Here is a 17991-nt window from a genome sequence, read left to right on the forward strand (position 1 = left end):
GCTCCCGCGTGGCATTACCCGTGCACGAATTCGCCGGAAATTTTCATGTCTGACCTCAGCCAACTCGAAAACGAGACCCTCGCCGCCATTGAGGCCGCGAGCGACGAAGCCGCGCTCGAAAATGTGCGCGTCGCCGCCCTCGGCAAGAAAGGCTCCATTTCCGCTCTGCTCGCCACTCTGGGCAAAATGTCGCCAGACGAGCGCAAAAGCGCAGGCGCGAAGATCAACGCCCTGAAGGACAAGGTCGGCGAGGCGCTTTCCGCCCGCAAGGCGACCCTCAAGGAAGCCGCGCTGGCCGCCCGCCTCGCGAGCGAGACGCTCGACGTGACGCTGCCGGCTCGCGCCTCGGGGCTGGAGACCGGCCGCATCCATCCGATTAGCCAGGTGATGGACGAACTCACCGCGATCTTCGCCGACATGGGCTTTTCCATCGCCGAAGGACCGGATGTCGAGAGCGACGACCTCAACTTCACCAAGCTGAACTTCCCGCCCGGTCATCCCGCGCGGGAAATGCACGACACCTTCTTCTTCAATCGCAAGGAAGATGGGACGCGCAAGCTGCTGCGCACCCACACCTCGCCGGTGCAGGTGCGCACCATGCTGAAGAACCCGCCGCCGATCCGCGTGATCTGCCCGGGCCGCACCTATCGCTGCGATTCCGACCAGACCCATACGCCGATGTTCCATCAGGTCGAGGGGCTGGTGATCGACCGGAAGGCCCATATGGGCCATCTCAAATGGATCCTTGAGGAATTCTGCAAGACCTTCTTCGAAGTGCCCAATGTGAAGATGCGCTTCCGGCCGAGCTTCTTCCCCTTCACCGAGCCGTCCGCCGAAGTGGACATTCAATGCTCGCGCAAGGGCGGCGAAATGCGCTTCGGCGAGGGGGACGACTGGCTCGAGATTCTGGGCTGCGGCATGGTCCATCCGAACGTGCTGCGCAATTGCGGCCTCGACCCCGACGAGTTCCAGGGCTTCGCCTGGGGCATGGGCATCGACCGCATCGCCATGCTGAAATATGGCATGCCGGACCTTCGCCCCTTCTTCGAGGCCGATGTGCGCTGGCTGTCGCATTACGGTTTTAGGCCGCTCGACCTGCCGTCGCTCGCTGGCGGGCTTTCGAGCTGAATTTTCGCAAAATGCGTCATGGCTGCGCCGCGTCCGCGACGACGGCGCGCGACTTGAGACAGAAAAATGAAATTCACCCTCTCCTGGCTGAAAGAGCATCTGGACACCGAGGCCTCGCTCGGAACCATCGTCGAGACCCTGACCAAGATCGGGCTTGAGGTCGAAGGCGTAGAAAACCCGGCTGAGACGCTGGGCGTCTTCCGGATCGCGGAAATCATTTCCGCCGCGCCGCATCCCAATGCCGACCGCTTGCAGGTCTGTCAGGTCAATGCAGGCGAGGGCGGGCCCCTTCAGGTCGTCTGCGGCGCGCCAAATGCGCGGGCGGGCCTGAAGACCGTGTTCGCCGCGCCGGGCGCCTTCATTCCGGCCAAGAATTTCACCATCGCCAAGGGCGTCATTCGCGGCGTCGAATCCGCCGGCATGATGTGTTCGCCGGAGGAACTGGGCCTTGAGGGCGATTCCTCGGGCATTTTCGAACTGGCCGCCGACGCCCCGGTGGGCGCCAGCTACGCCGCCTGGGCGGGGCTCGACGATCCGCTGATCGAGATCAACCTCACGCCCAACCGCTCCGACGCCGCCAGCGTCTATGGCGTGGCGCGCGACCTCGCCGCCGCCGGTCTCGGCAAGCTCAAGGGCGAGGCCGGCGCGCCGGTCGCGGGCAAGTTTCCCTGTCCCGTCAGCGTGACGCTCGATTTCAGCCATGAGGACGCCCATCTCGCGCCTCTCTTCGCCCTGCGTCTCGTGCGCGGCGTCAAGAACGGCCCGAGCCCGGAGTGGCTGCAAAAGCGCCTCAAGAGCATCGGCCTGCGCCCGATCAACGCTCTGGTGGACATCACCAATTTCATGACCTTCGATCGCGGCCGCCCGCTGCATGTGTTCGACGCCGGCAAGGTCGCCGGCCAGCTCGTCGTGCGCCGCGCAAAAGCCGGCGAAAGCCTGCTGGCGCTTGATGGCCGCACTTACGAGTTGGATGAAAGCATTGTGGTCATCGCCGACGATCATGGCGTGGAATCGCTTGCGGGCGTGATGGGCGGCGAATCCTCCGGCTGCGATGAAAACACCACCGACGTGCTGATCGAATCGGCGCTGTGGGACCCGAACAACATCGCCCGGACGGGCCGCAAGCTCGGCATCGTGTCGGACGCGCGCTATCGCTTCGAACGCGGCGTCGATCCCGCCTTCGCTTTGCCGGGGCTGGAGCTTGCGACCGAACTCGTGTTGCAGCTGTGCGGCGGCGAGGCGTCGGACAATGTCGTCGCCGGCCATGTGCCGGCTCCCGCCGCCGGAATCGACTTCCCCTTGAGCGAGGTGGAGCGCCTGACGGGGGTTCATCTCGATCCCGGCGAAATGGGCGGGACGCTGGAAAAACTCGGCTTTGCCGTCGCGGGCCAGGTCTCCAACGCCGATCACATCCATGTCCGTGCGCCGAGCTGGCGCCCGGATATCGAGGGCAAGGCCGATCTGGTCGAGGAAATCATCCGCCTCGCCGGCCTCGACCGCATCACGCCGGTTCCGCTGGAGCGCGAATCCGCCATTTCCGGCCCTGTCCTGACCCTGCTGCAAAAGCGCGTGCGCTCCTCACGCCGGGCGCTCGCCGCGCGCGGCATGGCCGAGGCTGTGACCTGGTCCTTCATTTCGAAAGCCCGCGCGGAAATCTTCGGCGGCGGCGCGCCGGACCTGGCGCTGGCCAACCCGATCGCGGCGGAACTCTCCGACATGCGGCCGAGCCTTGTTCCCGGCCTGATCGCCGGCGCCCAGGCCAATGTCGCCCGGGGCTTCGGCGATGTCGCCTTGTTCGAGGTCGGGCAGGTGTTCAAATCCGACGCCGAGGACGGTCAGTTCGTCGCGGCCGCCGGCCTGCGCCGGGGAACGGCCAAGCCCAATGGCGCCGGCCGCGACTGGTCCGACAAGGCGGCGCCGGTCGATGTCTTCGACGCCAAATCCGATGTGCTGGCCGTGCTCGCCGTTCTCGGCGTGTCCGCCAGCGCCGTGCAGATCGTCCCCGGCGGGCCGGACTTCCTGCATCCCGGCCGTTCCGCGACCCTGCAATTCGGTCCCAAGAATGTCGTCGGCTGGTTCGGCGAGCTGCATCCGAGCGTGCTGGAGGCTTTTGACGCCGCCGGTCCGGTCGTCGCCTTCGAGATCGTCCTGGACGCCTTGCCGGCGCCCAAGGCCCGGCCGACCAAGGCGCGGCCGAAGCTGGAACTGTCGGATTTCCAGCCTGTGGAGCGCGATTTCGCCTTCATCGTGGACAAGACTGTGAAAGCGGCCGATCTTATCAAGGCCGCGCAGAGCGCAGACCGCAATCTGATTGTCAATGTCGGCGTATTCGATCTCTATGCGGGGCCGGGCGTGCCGGAGGGCAAGAAATCCATCGCCCTCAACGTGACGCTGCAGCCGCGCGAAAAGACTCTGACCGATTCGGAAATCGAGGCGGTCGCGGCAAGGATCGTCGCCGAGGCGGGCAAGAAGACCGGCGCGGTCCTTCGCGGTTGATCGGGGGGAAAGATGACGGAAAAATTCTGCTGGGTCGAACTGTTGACCAGCGATATCGACGCCGCCCAGGACTTTTATAGTGAAGTCATCGGCTGGACGAGCGCGGCGCCCGGCCATTCCGAGCGCGACTACCGCCTGTTCTTTCAGGAGGGCAACGCCGCCGCCGGGCTGATGCTGTTGCCAGAGGAGGCAAAGGCGCAGGGCGCGAAGCCGTCCTGGTTCGGCTATATCTCGTCGCGCGATGTCGACGCCGATGTCGCCGCCATCGTCAAGGCTGGCGGGCAGCTTGTCCGGCCGACCGAGACCTTGCCGAAAATCGGCCGTTTCGCCGTCGTGGCCGATCCGCAGGGCGCGGCTTTCGCGCTTTGGAAGGATCTTAGCGGCGTCAAGGCGCCCGAACTGCCGCCTATGTCGGTCGGCCATGTCGGCTGGCACGAGCTTTATACCGACGATGTCGAAGCAGCCTTCGGCTTTTATGCGGAAAAATTCGGGTGGCTTCGGGGCGAGGCGCTGGATATGGGCCCCATGGGCTCCTATCAGCTGTTCTCCACGGGTGAGCATCCGGTTGGCGGCATGATGCGCCGGCCGCCGGAGGTCCCGCAAAGCTTCTGGAATTATTATTTCACAGTGCCAACGCTCGACGCCACTCTGGCCAAGGTCGAGAAGGCCGGCGGCAAGATCGCCAATGGCCCGATGGAAGTGCCTGGCGGCGGCTGGATCGCGCAATGTTTCGACCCGCAGGGGGCGTTTTTCTCGCTGTTCGCCGCCAAGCGCTGAATGGGTATTGGTCGATCAGGGAACCTTCGCAAGGATTTCCGTCATTTCCGTCGCGGTGAAGGCGCGCAGGGTCTGGCCGCGAAGGTTGCCCATCTGGAGTAGGGCGATCGAGAAGGCGTTGGCGGCGGCGTCATCCGGAGATTCCGTGATGACCATGATGTCATATTGGCCCTGCAGCCAGAGAATTTCCTTGATCTTGACCCCGCTTTGCAAGGCGGCGGCCTTAGCCGCCTCCGCGCGCTTGACGGTATCCTTGATCGTGCGCCGTCCCTGTCCGGTGAAATTGTAAAGCGTGACGAAAGTTGTCATGGGTTGATCCTCCCCGCCTGGCTTAAAATGTTTTTCTTGCAGACGCGCGGCGGCCAGACCTGCGGCTGCGCGTCGAAAAGATAACGTCTTGCCGGGCGGTTAAGTTCAGTTCGGGCGCGAGGCGGTTCGGATCGCGCGGACCTTCTGGAAGGCGAATTTGGTGTTGCGTCGACCTTTTCACATCATCGGGAAAGCCAGCTCCCTGCGCGTTGCGGTCGCATTGGCTTGCGCGCTTGTATCAGCGCCGCGCGGCTGGACGGCGGGGATCGAGTCCTGCGAGAAGATCAAGGACGCCGACGCCTATAATTCCTGCCTCGCCTCCTATGGTCCGGCGGTCGGCGAACATAGATTCACGCGGGCGCCGGCGGCGGAAAACGAAGCAGAGCCGCTGCGCCGGGGCGAGCACAAGGCTGGCGCGGGCAAAATTCGGGCGAGCAAGAGCCGGGCGAGCAAGCCCGTGGCGGAGGCCGCACATGGCCCGAAGCGACAGGCCAATGGCCGGGTGCGGATCGAAATCTTTCCGGGGCGGTGAGGCGCGCCTTCGCGTCGCCCTCTTAGCTCTCTTCCAGCTGCGTTAGCGCCATGGAATCCGCGACTTCGGTGAATTCCACCACCAAGCCGTCGCGGAAACGGAGAAAATCCGCGATGTCGACGTTCCCGACCTTGCCCGTGCCGCGATGCCGGAGCTTCACGCTGCGCCGCAAGGCGATCCGGTTGCCGTCGATGACGAGTTCATGAATGACGGATCCCATGTTTTCAAATTGCATGGCGATGATCGCCAGCGCCTGGGCCACCATTTTCTTGCCGCATACGGGCGAAGCGTAAGGGAAAGACGCCCAGCTTCCCTTCAGGTTATAGACAATATCCTCCGCGGCATAATCGAGCATTCCACGCAAATTGCCGGCCGCGCGCATTTCGAGCATGGCGCGGACGCGGCGCTCGATCAACTCCCGATCGAGCGCGCTGAGTTTGCGCAGGGTTTCGTCGCTTTGCATCGAAGGTTTCCGATCAGGAGAGGTTCAGTTCCTTGAAGAAATCATTGCCCTTGTCGTCCACGACGATAAAGGCGGGGAAATCCTCGACCTCGATCTTCCAGATCGCCTCCATGCCGAGCTCGGGATATTCCACGATCTCCACTTTCCTGATGCAATCTTGCGCGAGGCGTGCGGCGGGGCCGCCGATGGAGCCGAGATAGAAGCCGCCGTGCTTTTTGCAGGCTTCCGTCACCTGCGCCGAGCGGTTGCCCTTGGCCAGCATGACCATTGAGCCGCCGGCGGCCTGGAAGGCGTCGACATAGGCGTCCATGCGGCCGGCCGTGGTGGGGCCGAACGAGCCCGAGGCGTAGCCGGCAGGCGTCTTGGCCGGGCCGGCGTAATAGACCGGATGGTTCTTCAGGTAATCCGGCATCGGCGCGCCCGCTTCCAGCCGCTCGCGGATCTTGGCGTGGGCGAGGTCGCGGGCGACGATGATCGTGCCGGTGAGCGACAGGCGGGTCTTGACCGGATATTGCGTCAGGGTCGCCAGAATGTCCGTCATCGGCTGGTTGAGGTCGATCTTGACCACAGCGCCGCCGAGTTCGCCTTCGACATGAGGCAGATATTTCGCCGGATCGTGCTCCAGATCCTCGACGAACACGCCGTCCTTGGTGATCTTGCCGAGCGCCTGGCGGTCGGCCGAGCAGGACACGCCGATGCCGATAGGCAGCGAGGCGCCGTGGCGGGGCAGGCGGATCACGCGCACGTCATGGCAGAAATATTTGCCGCCGAACTGCGCGCCGACGCCGAGGTCCTGCGTCAGCTTGTGGATTTCAGCTTCGAGTTTCAGGTCGCGGAAGGCGTGGCCGTCGTCGCCGCCTTCGGTCGGCAGGCTGTCGAGATAGCGCGCCGAGGCCAGCTTCACCGTCTTGAGGTTCAGCTCGGCGGAAAGGCCGCCGATGACGATGGCGAGGTGATAGGGCGGACAAGCGGCGGTGCCGAGCGCCAGAATCTGCTTCTTGAGCACCTCCAGCAGACGGTCATGGGTCAGCATGGAAGGCGTGCCCTGCACCAGATAGGTCTTGTTGGCCGAGCCGCCGCCCTTGGCCATGAACAGGAATTTGTAATAGTCCTCGCCCTCTTCATAGATGTCGATTTGGGCGGGGAGATTGGTCTTGGTGTTCTTCTCCTCGAACATCGAGATTGGCGCGAGCTGCGAATAGCGCAGGTTCTTCTTCTCATAGGCGTCCTTGACGCCCTCGGAGAGAGCGGCCTCGTCGCCGCCCTTGGTGAAGACGCGGCGGCCCTTCTTGCCAAGGATGATGGCCGTGCCGGTGTCCTGGCACATGGGCAGCACGCCGCCCGCGGCGATATTGGCGTTCTTGAGGAGATCGAAGGCGACGAACTTGTCGTTTCCGGTCGCTTCCGGATCGTCGAGGATCTTGCGCAGCTGGGCGAGATGACCGGGGCGCAGCAGATGGTTGATGTCGCTCATCGCCGCTTCGGCGAGCAGGCGCAAGGCCTCAGGCTCGACGACGAGAATGTCCTCGCCGTCGAATTTCTCGACGCGCACGCCCTTGTCGGAGATCTTGCGATAGGGCGTTTCGTCCTTGCCGAGGGGGAAAAGCGGAGCGTAAGCAGCAGTCATCGCGGCGGTCCCGATGGTTTCGAAAGATGCCGCTCCCATACGCCTTTGTGCGCTGCAATCCAAGACCGGCGAAGGGCTAAGTTGGATTTCCTACAAAGGCTTGCAATCTCTCCGCTAGCGCTGCTTCGTCGCGCGTCTCGCATTCCCAGATCGTGAGGACCCGCCAGCCCAGCGCGGCGTAAGCGGCCAGGTGCTTTTCGTCGCGCGCGCGGTTGCTGGCTATCTTCTGAATCCAGTAATCGGCGTTGGTTTTCGGCAGGCGCGCGCCGCGCTTGCAGTCATGGCCGTGCCAGAAACAGCCGTGGACGAAGATCGCCTTTCTCGTCCCGATATAGGCGATGTCGGGGGCGCCGGGCAGATCGCGCCGGCACAGGCGATAGCCGGGGGCGATCCCGCGCAGAACCTTGCGCACCGCAAGTTCCGGGCTCGTGTCGCGCCCCTTGACCGCGCGCATGACGCCGGAGCGATCCATTGGGGCGCGGCCCATCGTGATTCAGGCTTTGGGCGGCGGCAGCTGGAGCATCTCGCCGGTATGCCGGACCATCAGGCCCTTGGCCTTTTCCGCGATCATGGCCAGCACCCAGGGCAGCTCCAGCGAGACGCGTACGACGTCAGGCAGGAATTCCAGCGCGCCCTTGAAGGTCTGGCCCATAGCGGTGATGGTGACGTCGGCGGTCGTTTCGGCCCAGTCGATCTGCAGGGCTGAAAGGTGGGAGGCATATTTCTGCCGCAGGCCTTCGACGCCCTCCTGAACGCGCCTCTTCGCCTCCGTCGCCCCGAGGCTGTGCTTCACATCGACGCTGACGACCTTTCCCATTCCTGCTGCTCCAAATCGGCCTCTTTGGGCAGGAGGTAATGCTCTTCATGCGAAAAGGCCAGAAGGGGCCATCGCTGCGCGTTTTAAGCCATGCAAAAATGGAATATCAGATCAGCGCGTCGTCAAGTGCGAACAGATCCGCCGATTACAAAAATAAATAAATTAAAACAGTAAATTAAATGACGATCCCTGTTTCGCCTACGGCGGCTTGTCCGGCCTGATGAGGCGTAAATAGGCATATTCCATCCAAATATCATTCCATTGTCGCATAGCTAAACGGGCCCTGGACGTCTTAGGCAGGAGCAAAGCTCTCTGAGCCGCTGCCCAAACTTTGTGCGAGACCGCCATGTCCGTTTCCGAGCCCATTTCCGATCGCATCCGAAATACCGCCCTTCGCTCAAGGGTGATGAGCGCCCGCGAAGCGGCCGCCCTGATCCCCAAGGGCTGCAATGTCGGCATGTCCGGCTTCACCGGCGCCGGCTATCCCAAGGAAGTCCCGCTGGCGCTGGCCGAGCGGATGAACGAGGCCCATGCGCGCGGCGAAAACTTCCGCATTGGCGTCTGGACCGGCGCCTCGACCGCGCCTGAACTCGACGGCGCCCTGGCCAAGGTCGACGGCATGGAGCTGCGGCTGCCCTATCAGTCCGATCCGACCTGCCGCAAGCGCATCAACGCCGGCGAGATGGAATATATCGACATCCATCTTTCCCATGTCGCGCAATTCGTGTGGGGCGGCTTCCTCGGCAAGCTCGACGTCGCCATTGTCGAGGTCGCAGGCATTCGCGAGGACGGCATGCTGATCCCGTCCTCCTCAGTCGGCAACAACAAGACCTGGCTCGACCGCGCCGAAAAGGTGATCCTGGAGGTCAATTCCTGGCAGAACAGCGCGCTCGAGGGGATGCACGACGTCTATTACGGCACGCAACTGCCGCCGCATCGCAAGCCGATCCCGATCGTCAAACCGTCGGACCGGATCGGAGAGACTTATCTTCATTGCGACCCCGAAAAGATCATCGCCATTGTCGAGACTGACAAGCCGGACCGCAATTCGGCCTTCACGCCGCCTGACGCCAATTCACGCGCGATCGCCCATCACATTCTGGAATTCTTCGCCCATGAGGTGAAGATGGGGCGCCTGCCAAAGGATCTGCTGCCGCTGCAATCGGGCGTGGGCAATGTCGCCAATGCCGTGATGGAGGAATTGCAGGCCGCGCCGTATGAAAATCTCACGGCATATACCGAGGTGCTGCAGGACGGCATGTTCAATCTCATCCGCTCCGGCAAGATGGCTTTCGCCTCGGCCACTGCTTTGTCGCTCAGCCCCGACGCGGCGGAGGAATTCAACCGCGACGCTGGCCTCTATCGCGACAAGATCGTGCTGCGGCCGCAGGAAATCTCGAACCATCCGGAAGTGATCCGCCGCCTCGGCCTGATCGCCATGAACGGCCTGATCGAGGCCGACATCTATGGCAACGTCAACTCGACCCATATTCGCGGATCGAGCATCATGAACGGCATAGGCGGCTCGGGCGATTTCGCCCGCAACGCCTGGCTGTCGATCTTCATGACGCCGTCAAGCGCCAAGAATGGCGCGATTTCCTGTATCGTGCCCATGGTCACCCATGTCGATCATACCGAACATGATGTTCAGGTGATCGTGACGGAACGGGGGCTGGCCGATCTGCGCGGCCTGTCGCCGAAGAAGCGCGCCCGCCTCGTGATCGACAATTGCGCGCACCCGACTTTCAAGCCGGCGCTGGACGAATATCTGGAGCGGGCGCTGAAATATTCGCCGGGCCAGCATACGCCGCATATTCTCGACGAGGCTTTCACCTTCCTGCCCAACTGGCAGGCCAATCGCGAAGCGCGCGACGCCTGGAAGGAAGACAGCGTGGTCCAGGCCGACGCGTGGAAGTGAGAGCGCGCCGCCGGTCTGCGTAAAACTCAGTCGTTCTGCAAGACCATGTTGCGAAGGATGGGATAGACTTGACCTTCCCAACGCTTGCCGCTGAAGACGCCATAGTGGCCGACGCCCGCCTGCAGATGGTGCTTCTTGCGGAAGGGCTTGAGATTGGCGGCGAGATCATGCGCCGCCATGGTCTGGCCGACCGCGCAAATATCGTCGCGCTCGCCTTCGACGGTGAGCAAAGCGGTATGGCGGATCGCCTTGGGATCGACCTTGCGGCCGCGGAACTTCATCGTGCCGAGCGGAAGATGGTGCTCCTGAAAGACCCATTGCACCGTTTCGAGATAGAATTCGGCGGAAAGGTCCAGCACGGCGAAATATTCGTCGTAGAAGGCCTTGGTATGGGTGGCCTTCTCCTTGTCGCCGCCGGCGAGATTGTGGAACAGGTCGACATGCGCCTTCATGTGGCGGTCCATGTTCATCGCCATGAAGGCCGAGAGCTGGACGAAGCCCGGATAGACCCGGCGGCCCGCGCCCTTGTAGCGCAGCGGAACGCGCGCGATGAGGTTCTTCTCGAACCAGGACATCGGCTTTTCCTTGGCCAGTTCATTGACCTTGGTCGGGCTGATGCGCGTGTCGATGGGGCCGGCCATCAGGGTCATGGAGGCCGGGGCGGCGGGATTGTCATCCTCGCCCATGATCGCGGCGGCGGCGAGCACCTGTACGCAGGGCTGGCAGACGGCGACGACATGGGAGCCCGGGCCCATATGCTCCAGGAACTGGATCACATGGGCGACGTAATCGTCAAACCCGAACGGGCCGTCCGCGAGACTCACGTCGCGCGCGTTGTGCCAGTCGGTGATATAGACGTCATGGTCTTGCAGCAAAGTCTGCACGGTGGAGCGAAGAAGGGTCGCGAAATGGCCGGACAAGGGCGCGACCACCAGAATGCGGGGCTGCTGCGCGGAAATGTCTTTCTTGAAATGAAGCAGGGTGGCGAAGGGGGTTTTCAGCGCCGCCTCTTCGGTCACATTGGCGATCTCATTGCCGACCAGGGCCGTCTTGAAGCCATAGGGCGGGCGCACATGGGTGAGGCCCGCACGGTCGATCATTTCATAGGCGGCGGAAAAATTGCGGACCAGAGCATTCTCGTTAAGGGCCGGGAACGGGCCGTTGAGTGCTTCCAGGGCCAACCTCGCGAATGCCTTTACAGGCGCCATCAGGTCTGAATGGGCTTGATAGGCTTCATAGAGCATTACGCGCGCACCCACCGTTTCGAAAGGCCGTTCTCAGGCCACCCTCATTTCAAGCATAAACTGTTACGCCTTTGCAATGCTCGCATACAATTTGCTAAAGGTCTAAGTGCAAAAGAGAAAACGGCGCATTTGCCAATTAACGGTTGTGATTCGGCAACTTGCGCTCAAAAGCAAGGCACAATGTCTATTATTTGCGCGTTGCGAACAGCCCGGCGAATGGGCTAGTTTGCTACGGACCGGGAGCGAAAAAAATGGCCAAGGCGGTATTGACGATCAGCAGTAAAAACTACTCGTCCTGGTCATTGCGCGGCTGGCTTCTTTGCAAGATTGCGGGAATAGATTTCGAAGAGAAACGTCAGTCGATCGACGATCCCGGCGCCCGCGCGGAACTTCTTTTGCTTTCCCCCTCGTTTCTCACGCCGGCGCTGGAGCACAAGGGCCTGAATGTCTGGGACACGCTGGCGATCGCCGAATATCTCGCGGAAGTCTGTCCCAAGGCGCAAATCCTGCCGGCCGACCGCGCGGCGCGCACGCATAATCGCTCCGTCTCCGGCGAGATGCATTCCGGCTTCAGCAATCTGCGCTCGGCCCTGCCGATGAACATGAAGGCGCATTTCCCGAATTTCCGGGTGTGGTCCGGCGCCAAGCCCGATATCGAGCGCGTCACCACGATCTGGCGCGACTGCCTCGCCAGCTATGGCGGCCCCTTCCTCTTCGGCGAACGCCCGACCGTGGCCGACGCCATGTTCGCCCCGGTCTGCTCGCGCTTCTCGACCTATGACGTGCCGCTCGATTCCGAATGCGCCGCCTACCGCGACCATATCCTGAACTGGGAGCCGATGGTCGAATGGGCGGAGGGCGCGAAGGTCGAGCCGGATGAAATGGAAGAGCTCGACGTCGAGTTCTGAGAGTTCGCTCCGCACTCGCGGGTCGTGTAAATGAAAAGAGCGATTTTCCGTCCTCCCGGAAAATCGCTCTTTTCTTTTGTCGCGTCTGGAGGTGGCGGACGTCGCCGCCCTGACTTCAGGCCTTCACCCAGATCTTGCACCAGCCATTGGGGGAAATGACCCCGGAGACGGACTTGCAGGCCGACGGCGGTTCGAACAGCTTGCAATTGCTGCATTTCTGCGAGCCCTTGGGGCTGTCCTGATAGGCGACGGCGGACGGCGACATTTTCGCGCCGGCCGAACGCGCGCCCGCAAGGATCACGGGAACGGCGGCAGCTCCCGCGAGCGCCGCGTTCTGAAGCAGGGTCCGGCGGGACATTTGGATTTCGGGCTTGCTGGCTTCTTTTTTCATTGTCGTTTCTCCATTGTGGCCAGAATGGGCCGCGCCCTGATCCCAGCCGCCCACGGCCCATAGCAGCGGGTCCGCGACCGGGCGGTCATGATCCACGTCAATCGTGACGCAGTTAAATACTAAACAATTTCTGAGGAAAATAAGAAATCATCGTTCAAACATCAGCGCAATGCTGCGCCGCAAAACAATATATGCGGTGCATTATACTTGGAATCGTTCTATTCTTACTATGATTTTGCGCCATTTTTGCAACATCGCCGCCAAATATGCGCCGCCATTGATCCGAATCAAATCCGCACGGCTCATCTCATGACGATATCGTGATAATTAGGAATAACGTGAGTCGTGGCAGAAGCAAGAAAATTTTCAACGACTTGTGTGATGTCGCGGTGCGGCGATGGGGGAGAGAATGACCGAATTATTCAGCTATTTCAAAGCAAGAAGAAGCAAAGCCAGTGGCCATGCGTTACTTGCGCGCGCCTTTTTCGGGCGCGCCGCGAGCGTCGCCTTCGCGCTTTCCGCCGCCCTCTATGGCGCCGCCATTGATCCGGCCTCCGCGCTGCCGAGCTTCGCGCGCCAGACCGGCCAGACCTGTTCGGCCTGTCACACGGCCTTTCCGCAGCTGACGCCCTTTGGCCGCCGCTTCAAACTGGGCGGATACACGCTCGAAGGCGGCGACACCAGGAATTTGCCGGCCGTCTCCTTCATGATCCAGTCGACCTTCACCCATTACAACATGGGTCTCAATGGGCCGCCCGGCACGACCTATGCGGTTCCGGATCCCGACGGCGGCTTCCCCAACTCCAATAATTTCACAGATCTCGCCCAGCAATCGAGCGTGTTCTATGGCGGCAAGGTGTGGGGCAATCTCGGCGCCTTCGTCCAGGCGACCTATAGCAATGATTACGGCCGCGCCTTCGCGCTGGACAACACCGACATCCGTTACGCCGACACGGTGAAAATGAACGGCGTCGAGGTGCTCTACGGCCTGACCGTCAACAATAATCCCACGGTTCAGGATCCCTGGAACACGACCCCGGTCTGGGGCAACCCCTTCATCCAGTCGAGCTTCGCGCTTTCGCCGGTCGCCGCGACGATGATCGAAAGCTGGACTCCGAGCCAGGTTCTGGGCGCCGGCGGCTATGTCTTCGTCAACGACATGTTTTACGCCGAAATCAGCGGCTATGGCTCGCTGTCGTCGCGCATCCAGAATTCTCTTGGCGTTTCGCCGCCGCAACTTGGCTTCACCATCGACGGCGTCGCGCCCTATTACCGGGTCGCAATGGAACGTAACTGGGGCGATCATTCGCTCATGGTCGGCGCCTATGGCATGAGCGCCAGCATTATCCCAAACAATATTTGGGGTTTTGGCGTCGATCATTTCTATGACACCGGCATTGATGCGCAATATCAATGGATCAGCGACCAGAACGCCGTCACTCTGCGCGGCAATTTCATTTATGAAAACCAGGGCCTGAATTCGACCTATGCGCAGGGCAACAGCGCCAACCCCAATAATTATCTGAAAACTCTGAAGCTATCGGCCGAATATGTCTATGATCACACCTATGCTGTTACCGGGACCTATTTCAACATCAGTGGTAGCCCGGACGCGATCATCTTCGGCTCCAATGTGAACACCTCGCCCAACTCGGCTGGTTTTATTTTCGACATCGCCTATCTGCCCTTCTCGAAGGGCGGGCCTCAGATCTGGCCGTGGTTCAACACGCGTCTTGGCATGTCTTACACGATGTTCACCAAATTCGACGGCGGCGCGAGCAATATCGATCCGATGGGTTGCTGGAACTGCCGTAACGCCAGCGACAACAACACCTTCCTGGTCTACGCCTGGACCGCCTTCTGACGACGTCGGCGTGGCGAAAGCCGGCAGCAATTTTGAGAACGACCGCCTCCGGGCGGTCGTTTTCGTTTCAGTGTTCGATTTGCGCCCAGCGGATCAGCAGATTTTTTTCATGATCGCCAAGCGCGGGCGCCATGCCGGGCGGCGGCATGGCGCGCGAATAGACCGCCGCGCGTAAAATGGCGCCGCGATGCAGGGCGATCGAGCCCGGCGTCGAGAAGTCCAGACCGCCCGCCGCAGTCACGAGGCCTTCCACCTGGGGCCGAGCGGCGTGGCAGGCGACGCAATGGCCGTCGATGATCTTCTGCGCCTCGGACGCGTCGGGCCGTACCGCCAGCGCAATGGCCTGGCTGGCGTTGAGCGCCTCGCCGCCCGCCTTGGGACCGCCCGGCGCCGAAAGGCAGAAGCCGAGCGTGAGACAGGCCGCCGCGGCGCCGCCGAGGCGCCGGTCCACGCCCAGCCCGCGCGAAAATTTCAGCCAGAGGCGGCGGGTCAGGAAGAGCCCGGCGATGAAAAGGACAGCCGCCAACCCATTGCGAGGACCGGCGAAGAGCAGCGGCGCATGGCCTGACAGCATGAAAAACAAGGTCGGCAGCGCGAGATATTGGTTGTGCAGAGCGCGGGCGCCTGCGGCCTTGGCGTCGGCTTCGTCAGCGGGCAGTCCGGCGCGCAGGCTGGCGAGCCGCCTTTTCTGCACGGGCGCGACGACATGGGCGATATTGGCGACCATCAGCGTGCCGAGATGGGCGCCGATCAGGACATAGGCCGCGCGCCCGGAGAAAACCTGCGTCAACGCGAGGGCGAGCAGGGCGGCAAACAGAAAGAGCGCGACGAGCAGGGCGTCGCCGCTCAGGCCGCCCTTCTTGCACAGCCAATCATAGGCCAGCCAGGTCAGCGCCAGCGGGATCAGCGCGGCCGCGACCGCCGCCCAGGGCGAGGCGTTCCAGAGCTGCGGATCGATCAGATAGAGTCGCGGCGCGGCGCAGAACACCAGGCAGAGCAAAGCGAAGCCGCTCGCCCAGGTGGCGTAAAACTCCCATTTGAAGCTGAGCGCCCGCTCCGCCGCATCTGCGTCGCGCGCGCGTAAAAAGCGGAAACCGGCGCCGGCGTGAAGCAGGAGGCTTTGCGGCGTCGGATCCTCCGCGCGCGGCTTCATGGCGAAATCGAGCTTCAGGAGGGCGAAGGCGGAGCCGACCATGAGAACGGCGGCGAGGACATGCGCCCAGCGCAGGAGGAAAGCGGCATCGTCCACAGCGACGGCGAAAAAGTCCATGCGCCTCTAATCCTTCAATTTTTCGCCTCGACGATACCAGCAATAAAAGCCCAGCACGATGATAAAGGTGAAAAGCGCGGCGAAGGTCACGTCGGAGAAATAATGGCCGCCGAAGGCCATCCGCAGCCCGCCGGTGGCCAGTGTGAACAGCAGCGCCGCCACGACGGCGAGGGGCCGCCCCTGCGGCGGAACCAGCAGGGCGGGGGCGAGCGTCCAGGCGGCGGTCGCCGCCTCGCCGGAGACGAAGGAGCAGTTGCGGCGGCATTGGCCGGCGAAGCTGTCATAGGGCTGGAAGCGCCACGGGCCGCCGAAATCCTGCGTTTGCTCCGGACGGGGGCGATGCGAAACTTCCTTCAGCACGCCATTGACCAGCAGGCCGGGGCCGAGCGCCAGCGTGACCAGCAGAAAGGCGATGGCGCGCCCGCTCGGCCCGCGCTCGGCCCGGCCGGTCCATTTGGCGATCGCCGCGAGCAGCAGCGCGCCGAGCAGGAAAAAAGGCGCGTCATAGAAGATGCGACGAAAATGCTCGCCCGCCTCGCCGCGTCCGATGAATTGGCCCGACTTGTAAAAAAGCGACGCGACTCCGAGATCAAGCCCGGGCCAGAGCGCGAAGATCGCGAAGCAATAGACCGTGCCGATGAGGAGTGCGATCAGGATGTTGCGCGTCACGGTGGTCCTTGAGCTTTCAACCGCCCCTGCTCTAGACTGAATCCTTTCCTCGGCTCAAGTGCGCCGGACGTTTGGAATGAGCATGGCCTTGTCCGAAAACCCGGTTTCCACTTTTCGGGGCCATGCGGCAACGGAAGGCGGCCATGCCCGAACTCGATTTCTGGTACGAATTCGCCAGCACCTATTCCTATCTCGCGGCGATGCGCGCCGAGGCTCTGGCGGGCGCCGCGGGCGTGCGGCTAAACTGGCGCCCCTTTCTGCTCGGGCCGATCTTTGCGGCGCAGGGCTGGACGACTTCGCCGTTCAATCTCTATCCGGCCAAGGGGCGTTATATGTGGCGCGACATTGAGCGCCTCTGCATTCTTCGCGGCCTGGCCCTGCGCCAGCCCGACCCGTTCCCACAGAACAGCCTGCGCGCCGCCCGGCTCGCTCTTGCCCTCCCGGAGCAAAGTCGCGCCGCATTCAGCCGCGCCATTTTCCGCGCTGAATTCGAGGAAGGCCGCGACATTGCCGACGAACAGGTTCTGCGCGATAGTCTCGCCGCTCTGGATCTGCCCGCAGACGAGATTTTCGCGCGCGCGAGATCGGAGGACGTGAAGACGGCCTTGCGCGAAAATTCCGAAGCCGCGAAACGCGCGGGAATTTTCGGCGCGCCCGCCTTCGTCGCCCGGGACGGCGAATTGTTCTGGGGCGACGACCGGTTCGAACAGGCGCTCGACTGGGCGCGCCACAAGGGTTGATCATGACAATTCTGCCGGAGCTGACGAGCGCGGAGATCGAGCGCTACGCCCGTCACATCGTGCTGCGCGACATTGGCGGCGCGGGACAGCGCAAGCTGAAGGCGGCGAAAGTCTGCGTCGTGGGCGCGGGCGGCCTTGGCGCGCCGCTGCTGCTCTATCTCGCAGCGGCCGGCGTGGGCGAAATTCATGTCGTCGACGACGACATCGTCTCCGCCTCCAATCTCCAGCGTCAGGTTCTTTTCGGAGAGGCGGACCTGGGCCGGCCCAAGGTCGAGGCGGCGGCGGACGCCCTGCGGCGGCTCAACCCGCATGTGCGGGTCATCGGCCACCAGGCGCGGCTGACGGAGAGCAACGTTCGAGGCCTGATCGAGGGCTGCGATATCGTCGCTGACGGTTCGGATAATTTCGACACGCGCTATATGGTCTCCGACGCCTGTTTTTACGCGAAGAAGCCGCTGGTCACGGCGGCGGTCGGGCAATTCGACGGCTCGCTGACCACCTTGCGGCCCTTCGAAACCGGGCCGGACGGTGTGCCCAACCCGACCTATCGCTGCTTGTTTCCGCACAAGCCGCCGCCCGGCAGCCTGCCAACCTGCGCGGAGGCCGGCGTGCTCGGCGCTCTGACTGGCATGGTTGGCGCGCTGATGGCGCTGGAAGTGGTGCGGGAAATCGTCGGTTTCGGCCAATCCATGGTCGGGCGGCTGGCCCTGTTCGACCTCGCCGCCATGCGCTTCGAAACGCTGTCCTATGGCTGGGACGAGGACAATCCGCTTAACGGCCGCAACGCCCCTCATCCGTCTCGCGGCTAAGCCGCGATCCACCTTCTCCCGCCATAGCC

General features: G+C 62.7%; 18 protein-coding genes. 9 read left to right on the plus strand and 9 right to left on the minus strand.

The genetic code is table 11. The annotated features are described in order from the left end of the window. The first annotated feature begins 45 nt into the window (after positions 1-45). From pheS to QZ409_RS12150, 3 genes are all read left to right on the plus strand, one after another. Positions 46-1128 carry a phenylalanine--tRNA ligase subunit alpha gene (gene pheS / locus QZ409_RS12140; RefSeq protein ID WP_296711391.1) on the plus strand — a complete coding sequence of 361 codons (1083 nt, stop codon included), beginning with the start codon at positions 46-48 and terminating at the stop codon, positions 1126-1128. A 66-nt stretch (positions 1129-1194) separates the two neighbouring features. Beyond that, a complete protein-coding gene (gene pheT / locus QZ409_RS12145) occupies positions 1195-3624 on the plus strand; it encodes a phenylalanine--tRNA ligase subunit beta (RefSeq protein ID WP_296711393.1) in 2430 nt (809 codons plus the stop codon). Between the two features lie 12 nt (positions 3625-3636). Further along, positions 3637-4401 (plus strand): VOC family protein, encoded by a 765-nt coding sequence (locus QZ409_RS12150; RefSeq protein ID WP_296711395.1) that lies wholly within the window; start codon positions 3637-3639, stop codon positions 4399-4401. A 15-nt stretch (positions 4402-4416) separates the two neighbouring features. On the opposite strand, the gene QZ409_RS12155 is transcribed toward QZ409_RS12150, so the two are convergent. Continuing rightward, positions 4417-4710, minus strand: a complete 294-nt coding sequence (locus QZ409_RS12155; RefSeq protein WP_296711397.1) for a GYD domain-containing protein — start codon at positions 4708-4710, stop codon at positions 4417-4419. A gap of 160 nt (positions 4711-4870) precedes the next feature. Here QZ409_RS12155 and QZ409_RS12160 point away from each other — a divergent pair, with 160 nt between their 5' ends. Further along, positions 4871-5242 carry a hypothetical protein gene (locus QZ409_RS12160; RefSeq protein WP_296711400.1) on the plus strand — a complete coding sequence of 124 codons (372 nt, stop codon included), beginning with the start codon at positions 4871-4873 and terminating at the stop codon, positions 5240-5242. Between the two features lie 22 nt (positions 5243-5264). On the opposite strand, the gene QZ409_RS12165 is transcribed toward QZ409_RS12160, so the two are convergent. The 4 genes from QZ409_RS12165 to QZ409_RS12180 all read right to left on the minus strand — a co-directional run bounded on the left by QZ409_RS12165 (position 5265) and on the right by QZ409_RS12180 (position 8149). Next, positions 5265-5705 (minus strand): nuclear transport factor 2 family protein, encoded by a 441-nt coding sequence (locus QZ409_RS12165; protein ID WP_296711402.1) that lies wholly within the window; start codon positions 5703-5705, stop codon positions 5265-5267. A gap of 13 nt (positions 5706-5718) precedes the next feature. After that, entirely contained in the window at positions 5719-7332 is a 1614-nt protein-coding gene (locus tag QZ409_RS12170) for a fumarate hydratase (protein WP_296711404.1), read from the minus strand. Between the two features lie 76 nt (positions 7333-7408). After that, positions 7409-7804 (minus strand): very short patch repair endonuclease, encoded by a 396-nt coding sequence (locus QZ409_RS12175; RefSeq protein ID WP_296711407.1) that lies wholly within the window; start codon positions 7802-7804, stop codon positions 7409-7411. A gap of 21 nt (positions 7805-7825) precedes the next feature. Beyond that, on the minus strand, positions 7826-8149 hold the full coding sequence (locus QZ409_RS12180; RefSeq protein ID WP_296711410.1) for a polyhydroxyalkanoic acid system family protein: 324 nt from the start codon (positions 8147-8149) through the stop codon (positions 7826-7828). Positions 8150-8495: 346 nt separating this feature from the next. Here QZ409_RS12180 and QZ409_RS12185 point away from each other — a divergent pair, with 346 nt between their 5' ends. Continuing rightward, on the plus strand, positions 8496-10067 hold the full coding sequence (locus tag QZ409_RS12185; protein ID WP_296711415.1) for an acetyl-CoA hydrolase/transferase family protein: 1572 nt from the start codon (positions 8496-8498) through the stop codon (positions 10065-10067). Positions 10068-10093: 26 nt separating this feature from the next. On the opposite strand, the gene phaZ is transcribed toward QZ409_RS12185, so the two are convergent. Next, on the minus strand, positions 10094-11311 hold the full coding sequence (gene phaZ, locus QZ409_RS12190) for a polyhydroxyalkanoate depolymerase (protein WP_296711498.1): 1218 nt from the start codon (positions 11309-11311) through the stop codon (positions 10094-10096). A 251-nt stretch (positions 11312-11562) separates the two neighbouring features. On the opposite strand from phaZ, the gene QZ409_RS12195 reads away from it, so the two are divergent. Beyond that, entirely contained in the window at positions 11563-12219 is a 657-nt protein-coding gene (locus QZ409_RS12195) for a glutathione S-transferase family protein (RefSeq protein WP_296711418.1), read from the plus strand. Positions 12220-12334: 115 nt separating this feature from the next. On the opposite strand, the gene QZ409_RS12200 is transcribed toward QZ409_RS12195, so the two are convergent. Beyond that, positions 12335-12610, minus strand: a complete 276-nt coding sequence (locus QZ409_RS12200) for a high-potential iron-sulfur protein (protein WP_296711420.1) — start codon at positions 12608-12610, stop codon at positions 12335-12337. 409 nt (positions 12611-13019) lie between these two features. Between QZ409_RS12200 and QZ409_RS12205 the strand changes: the two genes are divergently transcribed. Next, positions 13020-14474, plus strand: coding sequence for a cytochrome C (locus tag QZ409_RS12205; RefSeq protein WP_296711426.1), 1455 nt, complete (start codon positions 13020-13022; stop codon positions 14472-14474). Positions 14475-14541: 67 nt separating this feature from the next. Here the strand turns inward: QZ409_RS12205 and QZ409_RS12210 are convergent, their stop codons facing one another. Beyond that, on the minus strand, positions 14542-15744 hold the full coding sequence (locus tag QZ409_RS12210; protein WP_296711430.1) for a urate hydroxylase PuuD: 1203 nt from the start codon (positions 15742-15744) through the stop codon (positions 14542-14544). A gap of 6 nt (positions 15745-15750) precedes the next feature. Beyond that, positions 15751-16413 (minus strand): phosphatase PAP2 family protein, encoded by a 663-nt coding sequence (locus tag QZ409_RS12215; RefSeq protein ID WP_296711433.1) that lies wholly within the window; start codon positions 16411-16413, stop codon positions 15751-15753. Positions 16414-16556: 143 nt separating this feature from the next. Between QZ409_RS12215 and QZ409_RS12220 the strand changes: the two genes are divergently transcribed. Beyond that, positions 16557-17153 carry a 2-hydroxychromene-2-carboxylate isomerase gene (locus QZ409_RS12220; protein WP_296711436.1) on the plus strand — a complete coding sequence of 199 codons (597 nt, stop codon included), beginning with the start codon at positions 16557-16559 and terminating at the stop codon, positions 17151-17153. Positions 17154-17155: 2 nt separating this feature from the next. Next, positions 17156-17962, plus strand: coding sequence for a molybdopterin-synthase adenylyltransferase MoeB (gene moeB, locus QZ409_RS12225; protein ID WP_296711438.1), 807 nt, complete (start codon positions 17156-17158; stop codon positions 17960-17962). Positions 17963-17991: the final 29 nt, after the last annotated feature.

The organism is Rhodoblastus sp. (assembly GCF_019449565.1).
Taxonomy (GTDB): Bacteria; Pseudomonadota; Alphaproteobacteria; order Rhizobiales; family Beijerinckiaceae; genus Rhodoblastus.